Source organism: Flavobacterium orientale, assembly GCF_014638005.1.
Taxonomy (GTDB): Bacteria; Bacteroidota; Bacteroidia; order Flavobacteriales; family Flavobacteriaceae; genus Flavobacterium; species Flavobacterium orientale.
Genome location: NZ_BMFG01000011.1, coordinates 26,226 through 44,752, shown reverse-complemented (window position 1 = coordinate 44,752; position 18,527 = coordinate 26,226). Strand labels below are relative to the sequence as shown.

Annotated in this window: 10 protein-coding genes; all 10 read left to right on the top strand. The window is 35.5% G+C overall.

The genetic code is table 11. The features are described from left to right. Nucleotides 1-3: 3 nt before the first annotated feature. The 10 genes from IEV15_RS12675 (at nucleotide 4) to sov (ending at nucleotide 18,495) form a co-directional block, all read left to right on the top strand. Entirely contained in the window at nucleotides 4-1,338 is a 1,335-nt protein-coding gene (locus tag IEV15_RS12675; RefSeq protein ID WP_188362957.1) for a quinol:cytochrome C oxidoreductase, read from the top strand. A gap of 19 nt (nucleotides 1,339-1,357) precedes the next feature. Beyond that, nucleotides 1,358-2,515, top strand: a complete 1,158-nt coding sequence (locus tag IEV15_RS12670; RefSeq protein ID WP_188362902.1) for a cytochrome c oxidase subunit II — start codon at nucleotides 1,358-1,360, stop codon at nucleotides 2,513-2,515. A 31-nt stretch (nucleotides 2,516-2,546) separates the two neighbouring features. Next, nucleotides 2,547-4,349 (top strand): cytochrome c oxidase subunit I, encoded by a 1,803-nt coding sequence (locus IEV15_RS12665; RefSeq protein WP_188362901.1) that lies wholly within the window; start codon nucleotides 2,547-2,549, stop codon nucleotides 4,347-4,349. A 113-nt stretch (nucleotides 4,350-4,462) separates the two neighbouring features. After that, entirely contained in the window at nucleotides 4,463-5,488 is a 1,026-nt protein-coding gene (ruvB, locus tag IEV15_RS12660) for a Holliday junction branch migration DNA helicase RuvB (RefSeq protein WP_188362900.1), read from the top strand. Between the two features lie 21 nt (nucleotides 5,489-5,509). After that, nucleotides 5,510-6,844: a cytochrome P450 gene (locus tag IEV15_RS12655; RefSeq protein ID WP_188362899.1), complete on the top strand. Its 1,335-nt coding sequence runs from the start codon at nucleotides 5,510-5,512 to the stop codon at nucleotides 6,842-6,844. Continuing rightward, complete coding sequence (gene queG / locus IEV15_RS12650; RefSeq protein WP_188362898.1) at nucleotides 6,841-7,761, top strand: tRNA epoxyqueuosine(34) reductase QueG; 921 nt, start codon at nucleotides 6,841-6,843, stop codon at nucleotides 7,759-7,761. The genes IEV15_RS12655 and queG overlap by 4 nt, the downstream gene beginning before the upstream one ends. Before the next feature lie 25 nt (nucleotides 7,762-7,786). After that, a complete protein-coding gene (locus IEV15_RS12645; protein ID WP_188362897.1) occupies nucleotides 7,787-8,197 on the top strand; it encodes an RDD family protein in 411 nt (136 codons plus the stop codon). A gap of 81 nt (nucleotides 8,198-8,278) precedes the next feature. Continuing rightward, the gene (locus IEV15_RS12640) at nucleotides 8,279-10,576 is read left to right on the top strand and encodes an NADP-dependent malic enzyme (RefSeq protein ID WP_188362896.1); all 2,298 of its coding nucleotides are present in this window, start codon (nucleotides 8,279-8,281) and stop codon (nucleotides 10,574-10,576) included. A gap of 77 nt (nucleotides 10,577-10,653) precedes the next feature. After that, nucleotides 10,654-11,235, top strand: a complete 582-nt coding sequence (gene ruvA, locus IEV15_RS12635) for a Holliday junction branch migration protein RuvA (RefSeq protein WP_188362895.1) — start codon at nucleotides 10,654-10,656, stop codon at nucleotides 11,233-11,235. Between the two features lie 3 nt (nucleotides 11,236-11,238). Further along, the gene (sov, locus tag IEV15_RS12630; RefSeq protein WP_229734156.1) at nucleotides 11,239-18,495 is read left to right on the top strand and encodes a T9SS outer membrane translocon Sov/SprA; all 7,257 of its coding nucleotides are present in this window, start codon (nucleotides 11,239-11,241) and stop codon (nucleotides 18,493-18,495) included. Nucleotides 18,496-18,527 lie beyond the last annotated feature (32 nt).

The window sequence follows — 18,527 nt, the reverse complement described above, 5'->3', positions numbered from 1 at the left end:
GATATGTATACCTTTTCCAGTAAATTAAAAATAGTATCCTTTGTTCTAATGGCCGTTGGTTTGTTAGGGATTGGTTATGGTTTTTTCGATGCTCCTAAAACAACAGAGCAAGTTGAAAAAATTCTTGAGGCTAAACATCACGGACATGATGCTCATGCTGATGCACATCATTCTAAAGCAGAAGGTCATGATCATGCTGCTCATGAAGCAGAACATCAAGAGCATCTGGAGCATGTTTTGCACCAATTGCAAAATAAACCTTGGGCAGCGGTATATGTTTCTGCATTATTTTTTATGTTGATTTCCCTTGGTGTTTTGGCATTTTATGCCATTCAAAATGTAGCTCAAGCCGGTTGGTCTCCCATCTTGTTTCGAGTTATGCAAGGAATTACGGCTTATTTGCCTGTAGGTTCTGTTATCTTTTTTATCTTATTGGTTTTATCTGCTTTTCATTTCAACCATTTATTTGTTTGGATGGATGCTGATTTAATCAATCCTGAAAGTCCGAAATTTGATAAGCTTATTGCTAATAAATCAGGTTACTTGAACGAGTATGCTTGGTTAATCAGAGCTGCCATTTTCTTAATTGGATGGAATTTATATCGTTATTTTTCAAGAAGAAATTGTTTGGCTCAAGATGAAGCATCTGACAATACTTTCTTTAAAAAGAACTTCAATATTTCTGCAGGATTCTTAGTTTTCTTTATAGTAACAGAATCAATCATGTCATGGGATTGGATCATGTCTGTAGATCCACACTGGTTCTCTACTTTATTTGGATGGTATGTTTTTGCTTCGTTCTTTGTTAGCGGAATTACTGTTATAGCATTAACTACATTGTATTTAAAATCAAGAGGTTATTTAGAGCATGTAAATACAAGTCATATTCATGATTTAGCGAAATTTATGTTCGGGATCAGTATTTTCTGGACGTATTTATGGTTCTCTCAATTTATGTTGATTTGGTATTCAAATATACCAGAAGAGGTGACTTATTTTATCACACGAATCGAACAATATAATTTGCCATTTTTCGGAATGTTAGCCATGAACTTCATTTTCCCATTCTTAATTTTAATCAACACAGATTTCAAGAGAATTACATGGATTTTAGTTATGGCCGGAATTGTTATTTTGTTTGGACATTATATCGATTTCTTCAATATGATTATGCCTGCAACTGTTGGTGATCAATGGTTTATTGGTGCGGCTGAATTAGGAGCGTTAGCTTTCTTCTTAGGGTTGTTTATATTTGTTGTATTCTCAGCTTTAACTAAATCGCCTTTGGTGCCTAAGAGAAATCCATTTATTGAAGAAAGTAAACATTTTCATTATTAATATTTAAAGATTTAAACAGATGACAAGTTTGTTAGTTCTAGTTGTTATAGCCTTAGTTTCAATTGCAATTTGGCAGTTGACCAAAATATTTGATTTAACTCAAGTGGGAAGTAATGTAGATAATTCCCAAGTGGCAAATGACAATGATAATAATGTGAATGGTTATTTGATGTTCGCATTTTTAATTTTCATTTATTTAACTACCATTTTTTGTGTGGTTGAGTATGGTCACTTTCCTTTGATGTCAAACTCTGCGGCAGAACATGGTGCAGAAGTAGATCGTTTGATGTGGATTTCAATGATTTTGATTTTCTTCGTTCAAACCATTACGCAAGCGTTACTTCATTATTTTTCTTTTAAATACAGAGGAAAAAAAGGAACCACCGCCTTATACTTTGCTGACAATAATAAGTTAGAAATGATTTGGAGTATTATCCCTGCTATTACGCTTGCCGGATTGATTCTTTATGGACTTTATGCTTGGACAAATATTATGTTTGTTGATGAAGAAAATGAAGATTTACTGATTGTTGAAGTTTATGCGAAGCAATTTGGTTGGGAAGTGCGTTATGCCGGAGATGATAATGTTTTAGGAAAAGCAAATGTTAGATACATTGAAGGAATTAATACTCTAGGTGTTGATGCTGCTGACCCTAATGCACAAGATGATATTCAAGCTAATGAATTGCATTTACCGAAAGGAAAAAAGGTAATGTTCAAATTCAGATCTCAAGATGTATTACATTCTGCTTATATGCCTCATTTCAGAGCTCAAATGAACTGTGTTCCTGGAATGGTTACACAGTTTGCTTTTACGCCTAATAAAACTACTGAAGAGATGCGAAACTCTAAGGAAATGGTAGAAAAAGTTGCTGAAATCAATAGAATTAGAGCAGAGAAAAGCAAAGCATTAAATGCAAAAGGTGAAGAAGGTTTAGATCCTTACACTTTTGATTATTTGTTGTTATGTAATAAGATTTGTGGAAGTTCACACTACAACATGCAAATGAAAATTGTAGTTTCTGAACCAAATGAATTCAAAGCTTGGTTGAAAGAAAAGCAAACTTTCGGACAAGTTTTAAAAGCTCAACAGCAACCTGTAGAAGTTAAGCAAGAAGTTAACGATACGCTTTCAACGGTGGTAGATACTTCTTCATTAGCACAAGTAATACGTTAAATATTAGACATTAAAAATAAAATTTCAAACTATGTCAGCACACGATCACGCACACGATCACGATCACGGACACGAACATGAGCATCATCACAAAGATACTTTTATAACAAAGTACATCTTTAGTATTGATCATAAAATGATTGCTAAACAATACCTAATCACTGGTTTGATTATGGGTATTATTGGTGTAGGAATGTCTCTTTTGTTCAGAATGCAGTTGGCTTGGCCGGAAGAATCGTTTCAAATATTCAATATACTTTTAGGTGACAATTATGCACCTAATGGAGTAATGCGAAATGATATTTATTTGGCATTGGTTACAATTCACGGAACCATTATGGTTTTCTTTGTATTGACTGCTGGTTTGAGTGGTACTTTTAGTAATTTACTTATTCCATTGCAAATTGGAGCACGTGATATGGCATCCGGATTTCTTAATATGATTTCCTATTGGTTGTTCTTTTTGTCAAGTGTTGTGATGATTTGTTCTTTGTTTGTAGAATCAGGCCCTGCATCAGCAGGTTGGACTATTTATCCTCCTTTAAGTGCGTTGCCACAAGCTATACCAGGTTCAGGAACAGGAATGACTTTATGGTTAGTGTCTATGGCAATATTCATCGCTTCTTCATTAATGGGGTCTTTGAATTATGTAGTAACCGTTATCAACCTTAGAACTAAGGGAATGTCAATGACAAGATTGCCTTTAACTATTTGGGCTTTCTTTATTACAGCTATTATTGGTATTGTATCGTTCCCAGTATTATTATCTGCGGCTCTTTTATTGATTTTTGATAGAAGTTTCGGAACCTCTTTCTTCTTATCGGATATTTTTATTGCAGGTGAAGTTTTACATTATCAAGGTGGTTCACCTGTACTTTTTGAACACTTATTCTGGTTCTTAGGTCACCCTGAAGTATATATTGTATTATTACCTGCACTAGGTATTACCTCAGAAATTATTGCAACAAATGCACGTAAACCAATTTTTGGATACCGTGCGATGATTGCTTCTATTATAGCAATTGCCTTTTTATCTACGATTGTTTGGGGTCACCACATGTTTATCTCAGGAATGAATCCATTCTTAGGTTCTGTGTTCACCTTTACAACGTTATTGATTGCAATTCCTTCGGCAGTAAAAGCATTTAACTATATTACAACTTTGTGGAAAGGTAACTTACAATTGAATCCTGCGATGTTGTTTTCAATTGGATTGGTGTCCACTTTCATCACAGGTGGTTTAACAGGAATCATTTTAGGAGACAGTACGTTAGACATTAACGTTCACGATACGTATTTTGTAGTAGCACATTTCCACTTAGTAATGGGTATTTCTGCTCTTTACGGAATGTTCGCCGGAATTTACCATTGGTATCCAAGAATGTTTGGAAGAATGTTAAATAAAAATTTAGGTTATATTCACTTCTGGGTTACTGCAGTATGTGCTTATGGTGTTTTCTTCCCGATGCACTTTATCGGAATGGCAGGATTACCAAGACGTTATTATACTAATACCGCATTCCCATTGTTTGATGATTTGCAAAATGTAAACGTTATTATTACCATGTTTGCGTTAATTGGTGGTGCTTTCCAATTGGTATTTATTTGGAATTTCTTCCACAGTATGTTCTATGGTAAGAAAGCTGAAATGAACCCATGGAGATCTAACACTTTAGAATGGACCGCTCCTGTAGAACACATACATGGAAACTGGCCTGGAGCTTTACCTGAAGTACACAGATGGCCTTATGATTATAGTAAACCGGGTCATGATGAAGATTTTGTGCCTCAAACTGTACCAATGGGTAAAGATGAAGAGCAATTACATCACTAATATATAAGTATTATTAATTCATTTAAAGAACCTTTCCTTTTAGGAAAGGTTTTTTTATTTTATATCATTTTCTAACCCTATCAAAAGCCAAAACATTTTCTATCTTTGTTTTTATGAATGACTATTTAGATCCTACAAATAAAGGTTACAATCCTGACGAACTTGACTTAGAAAAAAAGTTAAGACCTTTGTCTTTTGATGATTTTTCAGGACAAGATCAAGTGCTTGAAAATTTAAAAGTTTTTGTGGAAGCCGCTAATCAAAGAGAAGAAGCTCTAGATCATACCCTGTTTCATGGACCTCCGGGTTTAGGAAAAACTACTTTGGCAAATATTTTGGCTAATGAATTAGGAGTTGGTATAAAAATCACTTCAGGTCCGGTATTGGATAAACCAGGCGATTTAGCCGGTTTGCTTACTAATCTTGAAGATAGGGATGTGCTTTTTATTGACGAAATTCACCGTCTTAGTCCAATTGTGGAAGAATACCTTTATTCTGCCATGGAAGATTTTAAGATTGATATCATGATTGAATCAGGTCCCAATGCGAGAACAGTTCAACTTAATCTCAATCCATTCACGTTAGTTGGTGCTACTACTCGCTCGGGTTTGTTAACCGCACCCATGAGAGCTCGTTTCGGGATACAAAGTCGTTTGCAATATTATAACACCGAATTGCTAACGACAATTGTCCAGCGAAGTGCTACCATTCTTAAAGTTCCCATTTCAATGGAAGCTGCAATTGAAATTGCGGGTAGAAGTCGCGGAACACCTCGTATTGCTAATGCTTTATTACGTAGAGTTCGAGATTTTGCTCAAATAAAAGGCAATGGAAAAATCGATATTGAAATAGCGAGATATGCTTTAAAAGCCTTGAATGTTGACGCACATGGTTTGGATGAAATGGATAATAAAATCTTAACCACCATCATTGATAAATTCAAAGGAGGTCCGGTAGGGTTGTCAACTTTGGCAACGGCTGTTTCAGAAAGTGGCGAAACTATTGAAGAAGTTTATGAACCGTTTTTGATTCAAGAAGGTTTTATTATGCGAACGCCTAGAGGAAGAGAAGTAACAGACAAAGCATACAAACACTTGGGGAAGATTAGAACAAATATCCAAGGCGGATTGTTCGAATAGCGAAATGCAATAAAAAAAACTATGAGTTTACCCAGTTCAATCCCTGAAGTTTCTTTTTTTAGGTTTCTTAATCATGCCAACAACATTTTAAAAAACCCTTTACCTTTTCATGCTGAAAATTTTAAAAATCTAGGGGATATTTTTCGTTTAAAAGTTGGTTTGGGTAAATCTGTTCTTTTTTGCAGAGATGCCGGATTGTTGCAACATGCACTTCAAAAGAATCAAAAAAATTATACCAAATCCTATATTCAAACAAAAGATTTAGCCAAATATATTGGAAAAGGATTGTTAACAGCAGAAGGAGAACATTGGCAAAAACAACGCAAATTAATCCAACCCGCTTTTCATAAAAGTCAGCTTATTTTGTTGTTGGATACTATTCAACATACGATTTTAGAGGAATTAAAAAACATCAAAACCGGAAAACCAATAGATGTTTTTCCGGTTTTCAATGATTTGGCCTTTCAAACTGTTGTCAAATCTATTTTTAATATTGCTATTTCTGATGCTGATATTGCTTCACTGCAACATACCACCGAAGCAACGCAACAAATGTTAGTGCAGGAACTGCGACAACCTTTTCTGGTTTGGTGGTTTAATTTATCAGGAAAAACTAAAAAGCACTTAGATTTGACTCAAAATTCCAGAACAATTCTAAGACGATTAGTTGAAGAACGAAAGCAAAGCAACACAAAGCATGATGATTTGTTGGATATGCTTTTAAGTGCAAAATACGAAGACGGTTCGAGCATGGAAGAAAATCAGTTGGTAGATGAAATTTTAATTTTATTTGCCGCAGGTCATGAAACCACTTCCAATGCATTAACTTTTACAACGGAACTACTAGCTAGAAACCCTGAAGCTCAAGCCAAAATTTTAGAAGAAATACGTCATATTAAAAGTGAGTCGGATGATATCATGCATTGGATAAAAAATGCTGCTTATACAAAGTTAGTTATCGAAGAGTCCATGCGATTGTATCCGCCAGCCTATTTTATTGACAGAGTGAATGTAGAAGAAGATACTTTTAACGGAATGGTTGTGCCAAAAGGCTCCACATTGTTGTTTTCAGTTTATGAAATTCACCGCCATCCCGACTTTTGGAAAGACCCTGAAGCATTTCTTCCGGAACGTTTTCTGGATGAGAACATCAAGTTTTCAAAAAATTATTTTCCTTTTGGGGCAGGACCACGAATGTGTATTGGGAATAATTTTGCGATGTACGAAATGATTTTAGCCATAATTGCCTTGGTTGAACAATTTGAAATTGTAGAAAAGAAAGACCCCATTCAAATAAAACCCTTAATTACGTTGAAACCTCATAAAGCTATTTTGGAATTTAAGAGCAGAACATGAATGCGAAAGAGAACCATACAAAACTCATAAAACAAGAAGCGATTAGGCTCGGTTTTCTCTCATGCGGTATTTCCAAGGCGGGATTTTTAGAAGAAGAAGCTCCACGTTTAGAAAAATGGCTCAACAACAACATGAACGGTCAAATGAGCTATATGGAAAACCATTTTGACACACGTTTGAATCCGACTTTGTTAGTTGATGGAGCTAAAAGCGTCATTTCATTGTTGCTGAATTACTATCCTTCTGAATTTCAAAACGAAGACAGTTATAAAATTTCCAAATATGCCTACGGACAAGATTATCATTTTGTCATAAAAGAAAAACTGAAAGAATTGTTACATTTTATTCAAACCGAAATTGGCGAAGTTTCCGGACGAGCTTTTGTTGATTCGGCTCCGGTGTTAGACAAAGCTTGGGCTGCCAAAAGTGGTTTGGGTTGGATGGGAAAAAACACCAATTTGATTACTCAAAAAGTGGGTTCTTTTTATTTTATTGCCGAATTGATTGTTGATTTAGCATTAGAATACGACTATCCAACGACGGACCATTGCGGTTCGTGTACTGCTTGTATTGATGCTTGCCCAACTGAAGCGATTGTTGCACCCTATGTTGTTGACGGAAGTAAATGCATCTCCTATTTTACCATTGAGTTAAAAGAAAATATCCCAACAGAAATGAAAGGAAAATTTGATGATTGGGTTTTTGGTTGTGATGTATGCCAAGATGTTTGTCCCTGGAATCGTTTTTCAAAATCGCATAACGAACCGCTTTTTCAAGCAAGTCCTGAATTGCTTTCTTTCACCAAAAAAGATTGGGAAGAGATTACTTCATCGGTTTTTAATGAAGTGTTTAAAAACTCAGCGTTGAAACGAACGAAGTTGGAGGGGTTGAGGAGGAATGTGGGTTTTTTAAAGTAAAAAATAAATTAAATAATTCTTTCTAATGAATGATAAATTAAAATACTTAATTAAAAGAGTACTTTCTGCTTTTTTCGATTTGGTAGTTTTCGCAATTGTCTGTGAACCTTTTGGATTTATATGGAATAATGGAGAAGGAGAAACTAATTTACCTACATATATTTTTTTTGCCTTGTATTATTTTGTTATTTGTACCCAAGAGTTTTTTTTTAACAAAACAATTGGTAAGTTTTTATTTGGATTAAAATTAGAATATGAAAACAATATAGATATATATGGTGTTCAAAAATTTTTTAAGCTTTTTATTCGGAGAGCTTTTGATTTCATTGAGCTGATTTGTCCTTTCTCGTACTTTATTTTTATAATAGTTAATAAGGAAAATAAAAAACTGGGAGATTATCTTACCGGAATTACTATTAAAATTCCCAAAAATTAACACCAAAAGAATTCCGATAAAATTTCCTTATTCCCATAACTCTTTTACCTTTGTAAGTCATTTCGAAGAATACCTTTAACCATGCATAAAGATAGTAAAAGAAGAGAAGCCTTATTGTATCACGCCAAACCGACTCCCGGTAAAATTCAAGTGGTACCCACCAAAAAATATGCTACCCAACGTGACTTGTCGTTAGCTTATTCGCCCGGAGTAGCAGAACCTTGTTTGGAGATTGCCAAAGATGTCAATAACGTTTATAAATATACCGCAAAAGGGAATCTGGTTGCCGTTATTACCAATGGTACGGCAGTTTTAGGGTTAGGCGATATTGGTCCGGAAGCCTCAAAACCTGTGATGGAAGGAAAGGCTTTGTTGTTTAAAATTTTTGCCGATATTGATGTGTTTGATATTGAAGTTGGCACCAAAGATATTGATGCTTTTATCGAAACCGTAAAAAATATTGCTCCCACTTTTGGAGGCATTAATCTTGAAGATATTAAGGCTCCGGAATCGTTTGAAATCGAACGCCGATTGGTAGAAGAATTAAATATCCCTGTGATGCATGACGACCAACACGGTACGGCAATTATTTCTTCGGCGGCATTATTAAATGCTTTAGAATTGGCGGGGAAAAAAGCAGAAGAAATCAAAATAGTGGTTTCCGGTGCCGGTTCAGCGGCTTTGGCTTGTGCGAATTTGTATTTATTGTTAGGCGTTAAAGCAGAAAACATTGTGATGTTTGACAAAGAAGGAGTCCTTCATATAGAAAGAACCGACTTATCGCCCTTACAACGCAACTATACTTTCGGAAAAAAGGGGACTGATTTGAAAACGGCCTTGATTAATGCCGATGTGTTTCTTGGCTTATCAGCCGGAAACATTCTTACGCCCGAAATGCTATTAGGAATGGCCAATGATCCTATTGTTTTTGCCATGGCAAACCCTATACCTGAGATCGATTACAATGTTGCCATTAGTGCCCGAAAAGACATTATCATGGCAACCGGTCGTTCAGATCATCCTAACCAAGTAAATAATGTACTCGGATTTCCTTACATTTTTAGAGGAGCATTGGATGTTAGAGCTACAAAAATTAATGAAGCAATGAAGATGGCTGCCGTTCATGCGTTAGCTGAATTGGCCAAAATGCCTGTTCCTGAGCAAGTGAATATTGCTTATGGCGAAACCAAATTAAATTTTGGTCGTGATTATATCATTCCAAAACCGTTTGATCCAAGGTTGATTACGATTGTGGCTCCTGCTGTTGCAAAAGCAGCAATGGATTCCGGAGTGGCACAACATCCCATCACCGATTGGTACAAATATGAAGAAGAGTTAGCAGAACGTTTAGGTTCAGATAACAAAATTGTTCGTTTGTTGGCCAACCGAGCTAAAACAGATCCAAAACGAATCATTTTTGCCGAAGCCGATCATTTGGATGTATTGAAAGCCGCTCAAATTGTTTTGGAAGAAGGCATTGGGAGACCCATTTTATTGGGAAATAAAGAAATTATTTTAGAGTTAAAAGAAGAAATTGGCTTCTTTGCCGATGTCCCAATTCTAGATCCTAAAACCAGTGAATGCGACGAAAAACGTTTGCAATACGCTGCGACCTTTTGGGAAAGCAGAAAAAGAAGAGGCATCACTTTATTAGATGCTCAAAAGTGGATGAGAGAACGCAATTATTTTGCCGCTATGATGGTGAATGAAGGCGAAGCAGATGCTTTGATAACCGGTTATTCACGAAGTTATCCGTCAGTTGTGAAGCCAATCATGCAGTTGATTGATAAAGCTCCGGGTGTGACTCGAATTGCAACCACTAATTTGATGATGACCAAACGCGGTCCAATGTTTTTATCGGATACGGCCATCAATGTTGATCCCAGTGCGGATGACTTAGCAAAAATTGCTTTGATGACAGCCAGAACTGCTCGCATGTTTGGAGTGGAACCGGTTATCGCTATGGTTTCCTATTCTAATTTTGGCTCGTCACAAAATGCAAGTGCTGTAAAAGTGAGAGAAGCTGTGGCTTATTTACATAAATATTATCCTGATTTAATTGTGGATGGAGAAATTCAAACGGATTTTGCTTTAAATTCTGAAATGCTCAAAGATAAATTCCCCTTTTCAAAATTAGCAGGAAAAAAAGTAAACACGTTAATTTTTCCAAATTTAGAAGCGGCAAATATCAATTATAAGATGCTGAAAGAGCTCTATAATGTAGACTCCATAGGGCCAATTATGTTGGGATTAGACAAACCGGTTCATATATTTCAATTAGGAGCAAGTGTTGAAGAAATGGTCAACATGGCAGCAGTTGCCGTAGTTGATGCACAAGAAAAAGAGAAACGATTTAAGTCCATTAAAGTCAGTTTGTAAAGTTTTTTTGTGTTTCTATTGTTATTTGTTTGTAAATTAAAGTTTTTTGTTACTTTTGAAAGTAACTTAGCCGGTAAATGATAGCGTATATTCAAGGGAGATTAGCAGAAAAAACACCAACTTCTGTAGTCATTGACTGCAATGGGGTTGGCTATGATATCAACATTTCTTTGCATACCTATTCGCTGCTTCCGGATTCCGAAAACATAAAATTATTTACTTTCCTTCAAGTAAAAGAGGATTCCCATACTTTATTTGGATTTGTAGAGAAGTCTGAAAAAGAACTTTTCAAACTTTTGTTGTCTGTTTCCGGAATTGGAGCTTCAATAGCACGAACTATGTTGTCCTCCTTGCATCCCAAACAAATAATACAAGCCATTGCAACTGCTGATGTGAATTCCATACAATCCATTAAGGGAATTGGAGCCAAAACGGCACAAAGAGTCATTTTGGATTTGAAAGAGAAAGTAATAAAAATATACGACTTAGACGAAGTTTCTACTGTTACAAACAATACAAATAAAGATGAAGCGTTATCTGCTTTGGAGGTTTTAGGATTTAACAAAAAATTAGCAGAAAAAGTAGTAGATAGAATGGTCAAAGAAAATCCTGACGCAACAATTGAAACAATTATAAAACAAGCTTTAAAAAACTTATAACTCTTGAAAAAGGTTACTACTAATCGATTACGAATTGTAAAAAGAATCATACTGTTATTGTTGGTTTTTTGTTCTGGTTTTTATGGTTTTTCACAGGAAGATGAAGACACGCAAACCCCACAGGATTCGACAGGTTTTTCTATTGGAAAAATTCTGTTAAACAACCCAAACAGCATCTTGGCTGCTTATACTTATGATCCCATCACTGATCGCTATATTTACAACAATACTATAGGTGAATATAACATTACCTATCCTTTAATTTTGACCCCAAAAGAATATCATGATTTGGTTCAAAAAGAAGCGATGCGTAATTATTTCAAGCAAAAATTAGATGCAATTGAAGGTAAAAAAGCCGGAAGTGAAGCCGCTCAAAAAGATTTATTACCCAGATATTATGTGAATTCCGGTTTTTTTGAAACCATTTTTGGGAGCAACACTATTGATGTGCAGCCGAGAGGTTCTGTTGAAATGGATTTAGGCGTTCGCTATACCAAACAAGACAATCCATCCTTTTCTCCAAGAAACCGAACGAATACTACCTTTGATTTTGACCAACGCATCAGTATGAGTTTGACGGGAAAAGTGGGAACACGATTGGCGGTAAACGCCAATTATGATACGCAATCTACCTTTGCTTTTCAAAATTTAATAAAATTAGAATATACACCAGACGAAGATGCTATTCTTCAAAAGCTGGAAGTTGGTAACGTAAGTATGCCTTTGAACAACACCTTGATTAGAGGTGCACAAAGTTTGTTTGGAGCCAAAGCCCAATTCCAATTTGGAAAAACAACTATTACCGGTATTTTTTCTGAACAAAAATCACAAACACGTTCCGTAACAGCTCAAGGAGGAGGAACGCTTCAGGATTTTGAACTTTTCGCTTTAGATTATGATGCTGACCGACACTTTTTTCTTTCGCAATATTTCAGAAGTCGTTATGATGTTTCGTTGAGGAATTATCCGTTTATAGATAGTAGAGTACAGATAACCCGAATTGAAGTTTGGATTACCAATCGTCAAAATCGTGTTACACCCGGTCAAGAAGGTAATAATTTAAGAAATATTGTGGCTTTACAGGATTTGGGTGAGGCAAGACTTTTGGGCATTCCTGACAATCAAGTTGTTGGATTAGATCCGGCCGTTGTTTTTGATCCGACCGTATTGGCAAATACACCTTCAAGAAACTCAAACAACTTTTTTGACCCTAGATTAATTGGTGACCCACAAGGTTTGTTGAAACCTGAGATTAGAGAAATTGTAACTACAGATTTTGGGTTCAATTTACCGCCAACGACTGTTAGTGAAGGAAGGGATTATTCTAAATTGGAAAATGCCAGAAAATTAACTTCAAACGAATTTACCTATCATCCACAACTGGGTTATATTTCGTTACAGCAACGACTTACCAATGATGAAGTGTTGGCTGTTGCTTACCAATATACTATTGGAGACGAAGTGTATCAAGTAGGTGAGTTTGGAAATGATGGTGTTGAATCTACCGTTGTTGATCCAGATGGTGTGCCTTCCACACAAAGTTTGGTGTTGAAATTATTGAAAAGTAATTTAACCAATGTAAATCAACCTATTTGGAATTTGATGATGAAAAATATCTATCAAATTCAAGGAGCTTTTCAATTGAGTCAAGATGATTTCAGATTTAATATTTTATATACCGATCCTTCTCCTTTAAATTATATTACTCCGGTTCCGGGTAGTGATTTTCCTCCGAGTCCAACTCCGGGAAATGAGGTAGCTGAAACACCACTGTTGAAAGTGTTTAATTTGGATAGGTTGAATTACAACAATGATCCGCAGGTTGGAGGCGATGGTTTTTTTGATTTTATTCCCGGATTAACTGTTGATACACAAAATGGTAGAATCATTTTTACAACAGTAGAGCCTTTCGGAAGAACGTTATTTAATAAGTTGACTGACGGAGCACAAGATTATGATTTTCCTAGTACTTATAATACGAATCAAAATAAATATGTGTTTCAAAACATGTATAGAAGTACACAAGCTGCTGCATTACAAGACAGTGATAAGAATAAATTTCAATTAAAAGGACGTTATAAATCAACCGGTGGTGATGGTATTGCAATTGGAGGATTTAACATTCCACAAGGTTCTGTGGTGGTTACTGCCGGAGGAAGAGTTTTAGTTGAAGGAGTAGATTATACCGTTAATTACCAATTGGGAAGAGTACGAATTTTAGACCCATCGTTGTCAAGTACACCTATTGAAGTTTCCGTAGAAAACAACGCCGTTTTTGGACAACAAACCCGTCGTTTTTTCGGAGTTAATGTAGAACATCAAATTTCTGAAAACTTCCAAGTTGGAGGTACGTTTCTACGTATGACCGAACGACCTTTTACGCAAAAATCAACCTTTGGGCAGGAGTCGGTTAACAATACTATTTATGGCGTTAATGCCAACTATTCTTCGGAATTACCCTTCTTAACCCGAGTGGCAAATAAGCTTCCTTTTGTTGACACCGATGTACCTTCTATGTTATCGCTTCGTGGAGAAATTGCGTTCTTGAAACCGGATTCACCAAGTGCTGATAATTTCAACGGAGAAGCAACACTTTATGTAGATGATTTTGAAGGTTCGCAAACAACAATTGACATGCGTTCCCCTTTCGCTTGGAGTTTAGCGAGTGTACCTGCAAGAAATACCGCCAGTACCTATAACTTTTTAGAAAACTCTGAAATTCCTTTGGAATATGGTTTTAAGCGTGCTAAATTATCTTGGTATAGTATTGATCCAATATTTTACACCTCACAACGTCCTTCTGCGATTTCTGATGCTGATTTAGCAACAAACAAAACAAGACGTGTTTTTATTAACGAATTATTTCCTGTAACAGATATAGTACAAGGTCAAACAACAGTAATTAATACCTTAGATTTAACCTATTATCCAAGAGAAAGAGGGCCTTATAATTTCAATACTGCAGCAAACGGAACCAACAACTTACCAAATCCTGAAACCAATTTTGGAGGTATTATGCGAGCCATTAATTCCACTAACTTTGAACAGGGAAATGTTGAATACATCCAGTTTTGGATTTTGGATCCTTATGTTGGAGCAGGAGCAGTTGATATTTCAAATCAAGGAAAAATATATTTTAATTTAGGAGAAATATCTGAAGACGTTTTGAAAGACGGAAGAAAGATGTATGAAAACGGATTGCCAAATGCGGGTTCATCTCAACCCACTATCCCGACTATTTGGGGTAAAGTTCCTGCATCACAATCACTTATTTATGCTTTTGATGCTGACGGAGGAAACAGAGCTTCACAAGATTTGGGACTTAATGGTTTGACAGATGATGAAGAGGCAGCACAATTTCCTGCCTTTGCAGGATTGCCTGATCCAGCCGGGGATAATTATCAATTTTATCTTAATACTCAAGGTGATATTATTGAACGGTATAAAGAATATAATGGTCTTCAAGGAAATTCACCTGTTACCGTAACCGATAATAACAGAGGAAACACAACACTTCCTGATGTAGAAGATATTAATCGTGATAACACCATGAACACGATTAATGCTTATTATGAATACAGTATTGATGTAAGACCGGGAATGCAAGTGGGTGAAAATTACATTACAGATATTGTTGAAACTACACCCGTTATTCCAGGACCCGGCAATCAAACTACGGATGCTCGTTGGATTCAATTCAAAATTCCGGTAACACAACCTGAAAACATAATTGGAAACATTTCAGATTTTAGATCTATTCGTTTTATGCGTATGTTTTTAACTGAGTTTACAGAAGAAGTAACCCTGCGTTTTGGCGTTCTGGAATTAGTTAGAGGAGAATGGAGACGTTTTGAAAGATCTTTAGATCCTAACGAAACAACTGAAGTAAATGACGATGATGATACAGCTTTAGATGTTTTGTCGGTTAATATTTTAGAAAACAGCAACAGACAACCCATTAATTATGTTTTGCCTCCGGGAGTTGAACGCGAGCAGCTTTACAATCAGAATACAGTAGTAAATCAAAATGAACAATCACTTTCGCTTCGTATTTCTAAAAAAACACCTTCAGAACCGGGATTAGGAGGTTTGGAGCCTGGAGATGCAAGAGCCGTTTTCAAAAATATTGAAATGGATTTCAGACAGTTTAATAAGCTGAGAATGTTTTTACACGCTGAAGCCTTACCAACAGAAGGAAATGACGCTAATGGATTGAAAGATGACGAGATGATTGCTTTTGTTCGTTTCGGAAATGACTTCACAGAAAATTTTTATCAGGTTGAAATACCTTTGAAAGTAACCCAACACTTTAGTGTTTCTCCTGAAGATATTTGGCCTAAAGAAAATGAAATGGAATTGACCATGGCATTACTGACAAAGCTGAAAATATTAAACATTAACGGTACTGCACCAACACCTGATGCTTTTGGAATTAGTTTTGTTGATGAAACAGAATTAGACCCATCAATGGCAAACAAAGAAACGGCAAAACTACGTTTGGGAATAAAAGGGAATCCAAATTTTGGTTTAGTAAGAACTATTATGATAGGTCTAAAAAACGGTACCACCAATCAGGAAGTGCATTCCATGGAAAGAGATATTCGTGGCGAAGTTTGGTTTAATGAGCTCCGCGTTTCAGACATGAATAATCAGGGAGGTATGGCAGCTATTTTGAATATGGATTCCAATATGGCGGATTTAATTTCTGTTTCTGCTGTGGGAAGAATGAGTACTATTGGTTTTGGAGCACTTGAGCAAGGTGCAAATGAGCGAAGTCGTGAAGACATGAAGCAATATGATATTGTGACTAATGTTAATTTTGGAAAATTTTTACCTAATAAATGGGGCTTGAATTTACCATTCAATTATGCAATTGGAGAACAAATAATTACACCTGAATACGATCCGTTTAATCAAGATATTCGTTTAGAACAGTTATTAGATGTTACTCCTGATGCTGCTGAGAGAGAGAATATTAGAAGCAGAGCCATTGATTATACTAAAAGAAAGAGCATCAATTTTATTGGTGTTAGAAAGGATCGTGGTCCTGAACAAAAACCTAGAGTTTATGATGTTGAAAATTTAACGTTATCACATTCATTTAACCAAGTAGAACGTCATGATTTTGAAATTGAAGATTATATAGACAAACAAACACGAACCGGTGTTGATTATGCTTATACTTTTCAAAACAAACCTATTGAGCCGTTGAAAAATAATGCATTTATGAAAAAATCTCAATACTGGAAACTATTGAGTGATTTCAATTTTAATTATTTACCGTCGTCTATTAATTTCAGTTCAAATATTTTAAGACAATACAACAGACAGCAATTTAGACAAGTAGAGGTAGCCGGAATTCCATTGGATGCTTTGTACAGAAGAAATTATTTATTCAATTACCAATATGGATTTAATTTTAACCTTACGAAATCTGTAAAAATAAACTATACCGCTTCAACCAGTAATATTGTTAGAAATTATATGGATGAAGAAAATGTGCCGGATAATACCAATACCATTTGGGATGATTATTGGAGTATAGGTACACCAAACCAACATAACCAACAATTGGTTTTAAATTATGAACTGCCATTAAATAAGTTACCATTTTTGAGTTTCTTAAAATCAACTTATTCTTATACGGGAACTTATAATTGGCAGCGAGCTTCTTTAGCATTGGGGACTTATGTGGCTGAAGATGGTATATCCTACAATTTAGGTAACACCATTCAAAATTCGGGCTCACACCGATTGAACGCCACTTTGAACATGGATATGTTTTATAAATATATCGGATTGACCAAAGGACCAAAAAAACCTGCTCAAACACCAAGACCTGCTCCTCCTAAACCAGGTGAAAAAATTGTAAGTACAAGACAACCGGTAGCCCAAGAGAGCAATGTGTTTTTGGATGGTTTGATTGGATTTGTGACAAGTGTTAAAAATATTCAAGCAAATTATACACATAATACCGGAGCAATGCTGCCGGGCTATTTACCAACAATTGGTTTCTTTGGGTCTTCACGTCCCTCCCTGGCATTTGTTATGGGAGCTCAAGACGAGGTTAGGTATGAAGCAGCTAAAAACGGTTGGTTAACCAACTATCCTGATTTCAACCAAAGTTTCACTCAAGTAGTTAATAAACAACTTAATCTTACTGCCAAAGTTGATTTGTTTCCTGATTTTACAATTGATTTAGTTGCCGATAGAAATTACATGGAAAATTTCTCTGAGCAATATGATGTTACAGATGGTGTTTATAATTCCAGATCGCCTTATACTTTCGGTAATTTTTCTATCAGTACTTCAATGATTAAAACATCATTTAGTAGTAGTGATGAAAACGGCTCTGCTCCGTTCGATGAATTTAGACAAAACCGATTGGAGATTGCTAATCGATTGGCTGTTCAAAGAGGAATAGATATCTCAGATCCTTCGAATTTAGACGCAGAAGGATATCCTATTGGTTATGGTAAAAACAATCAAGCGGTATTAATTCCTGCATTTTTATCAGCTTACACAGGGAAAGATGCCGGAGATGTTTCATTAACTCCTTTCAGAAATGTGCCCATTCCAAACTGGACGGTAAAATATAGTGGCTTAATGCGTTATCAGTTTTTCAAAGATAAATTCAGAAGATTCTCCTTGCAACATGGATACAGAGCTTCTTATACTATAAATTCATTCCGATCTAATTTTGAATATGATTTAAATCCTAACACCATTGATCCGGTTAGTGGTAATTACTACAATCAGACTTTGATTGGAAATATTAACTTAGTTGAACAATTCAATCCTTTGATTCGAGTTGATATGGAGATGAAGAATTCGTTCAAGATTTTGGCCGAAATGAAAAAGGACAGAGCCCTTTCTTTAAGCTTTGACAATAATTTATTGACAGAACAAAGAGGGGTAGAATATATTATAGGTTTAGGATATCGTATTAAAGATGTGATTTTTTCATCCACATTAGCTGATAATCCAACAGGTGTAATCAAAAGTGATATCAACATAAGAACCGATTTGTCTTTTAGAGACAATACAACAATTGTTCGTTATTTGGATTATGATAACAATCAATTAGCAGGCGGACAAAATCTTTGGTCAGCAAAATTAACTGCCGATTATGCTTTTAGTAAAGAATTGACTGTAATTTTTTATTATGACCATATGTTTTCAAAAGCTGTAATATCCACTTCATTTCCAATGACTAATATCAGAACAGGATTTACGCTTCGATATAATTTTGGAAATTAATAGAAATAGTTCAAAAAAGATTTTATAATTAA

Coding starts and splice junctions, on each gene's coding strand:
- IEV15_RS12675 (WP_188362957.1), top strand. CDS start 4: ATGTATACCTTTTCCAGTAAATTAAAAATAGTATCCTTTGTTCTAATG.
- IEV15_RS12670 (WP_188362902.1), top strand. CDS start 1,358: ATGACAAGTTTGTTAGTTCTAGTTGTTATAGCCTTAGTTTCAATTGCA.
- IEV15_RS12665 (WP_188362901.1), top strand. CDS start 2,547: ATGTCAGCACACGATCACGCACACGATCACGATCACGGACACGAACAT.
- ruvB (WP_188362900.1), top strand. CDS start 4,463: ATGAATGACTATTTAGATCCTACAAATAAAGGTTACAATCCTGACGAA.
- IEV15_RS12655 (WP_188362899.1), top strand. CDS start 5,510: ATGAGTTTACCCAGTTCAATCCCTGAAGTTTCTTTTTTTAGGTTTCTT.
- queG (WP_188362898.1), top strand. CDS start 6,841: ATGAATGCGAAAGAGAACCATACAAAACTCATAAAACAAGAAGCGATT.
- IEV15_RS12645 (WP_188362897.1), top strand. CDS start 7,787: ATGAATGATAAATTAAAATACTTAATTAAAAGAGTACTTTCTGCTTTT.
- IEV15_RS12640 (WP_188362896.1), top strand. CDS start 8,279: ATGCATAAAGATAGTAAAAGAAGAGAAGCCTTATTGTATCACGCCAAA.
- ruvA (WP_188362895.1), top strand. CDS start 10,654: ATGATAGCGTATATTCAAGGGAGATTAGCAGAAAAAACACCAACTTCT.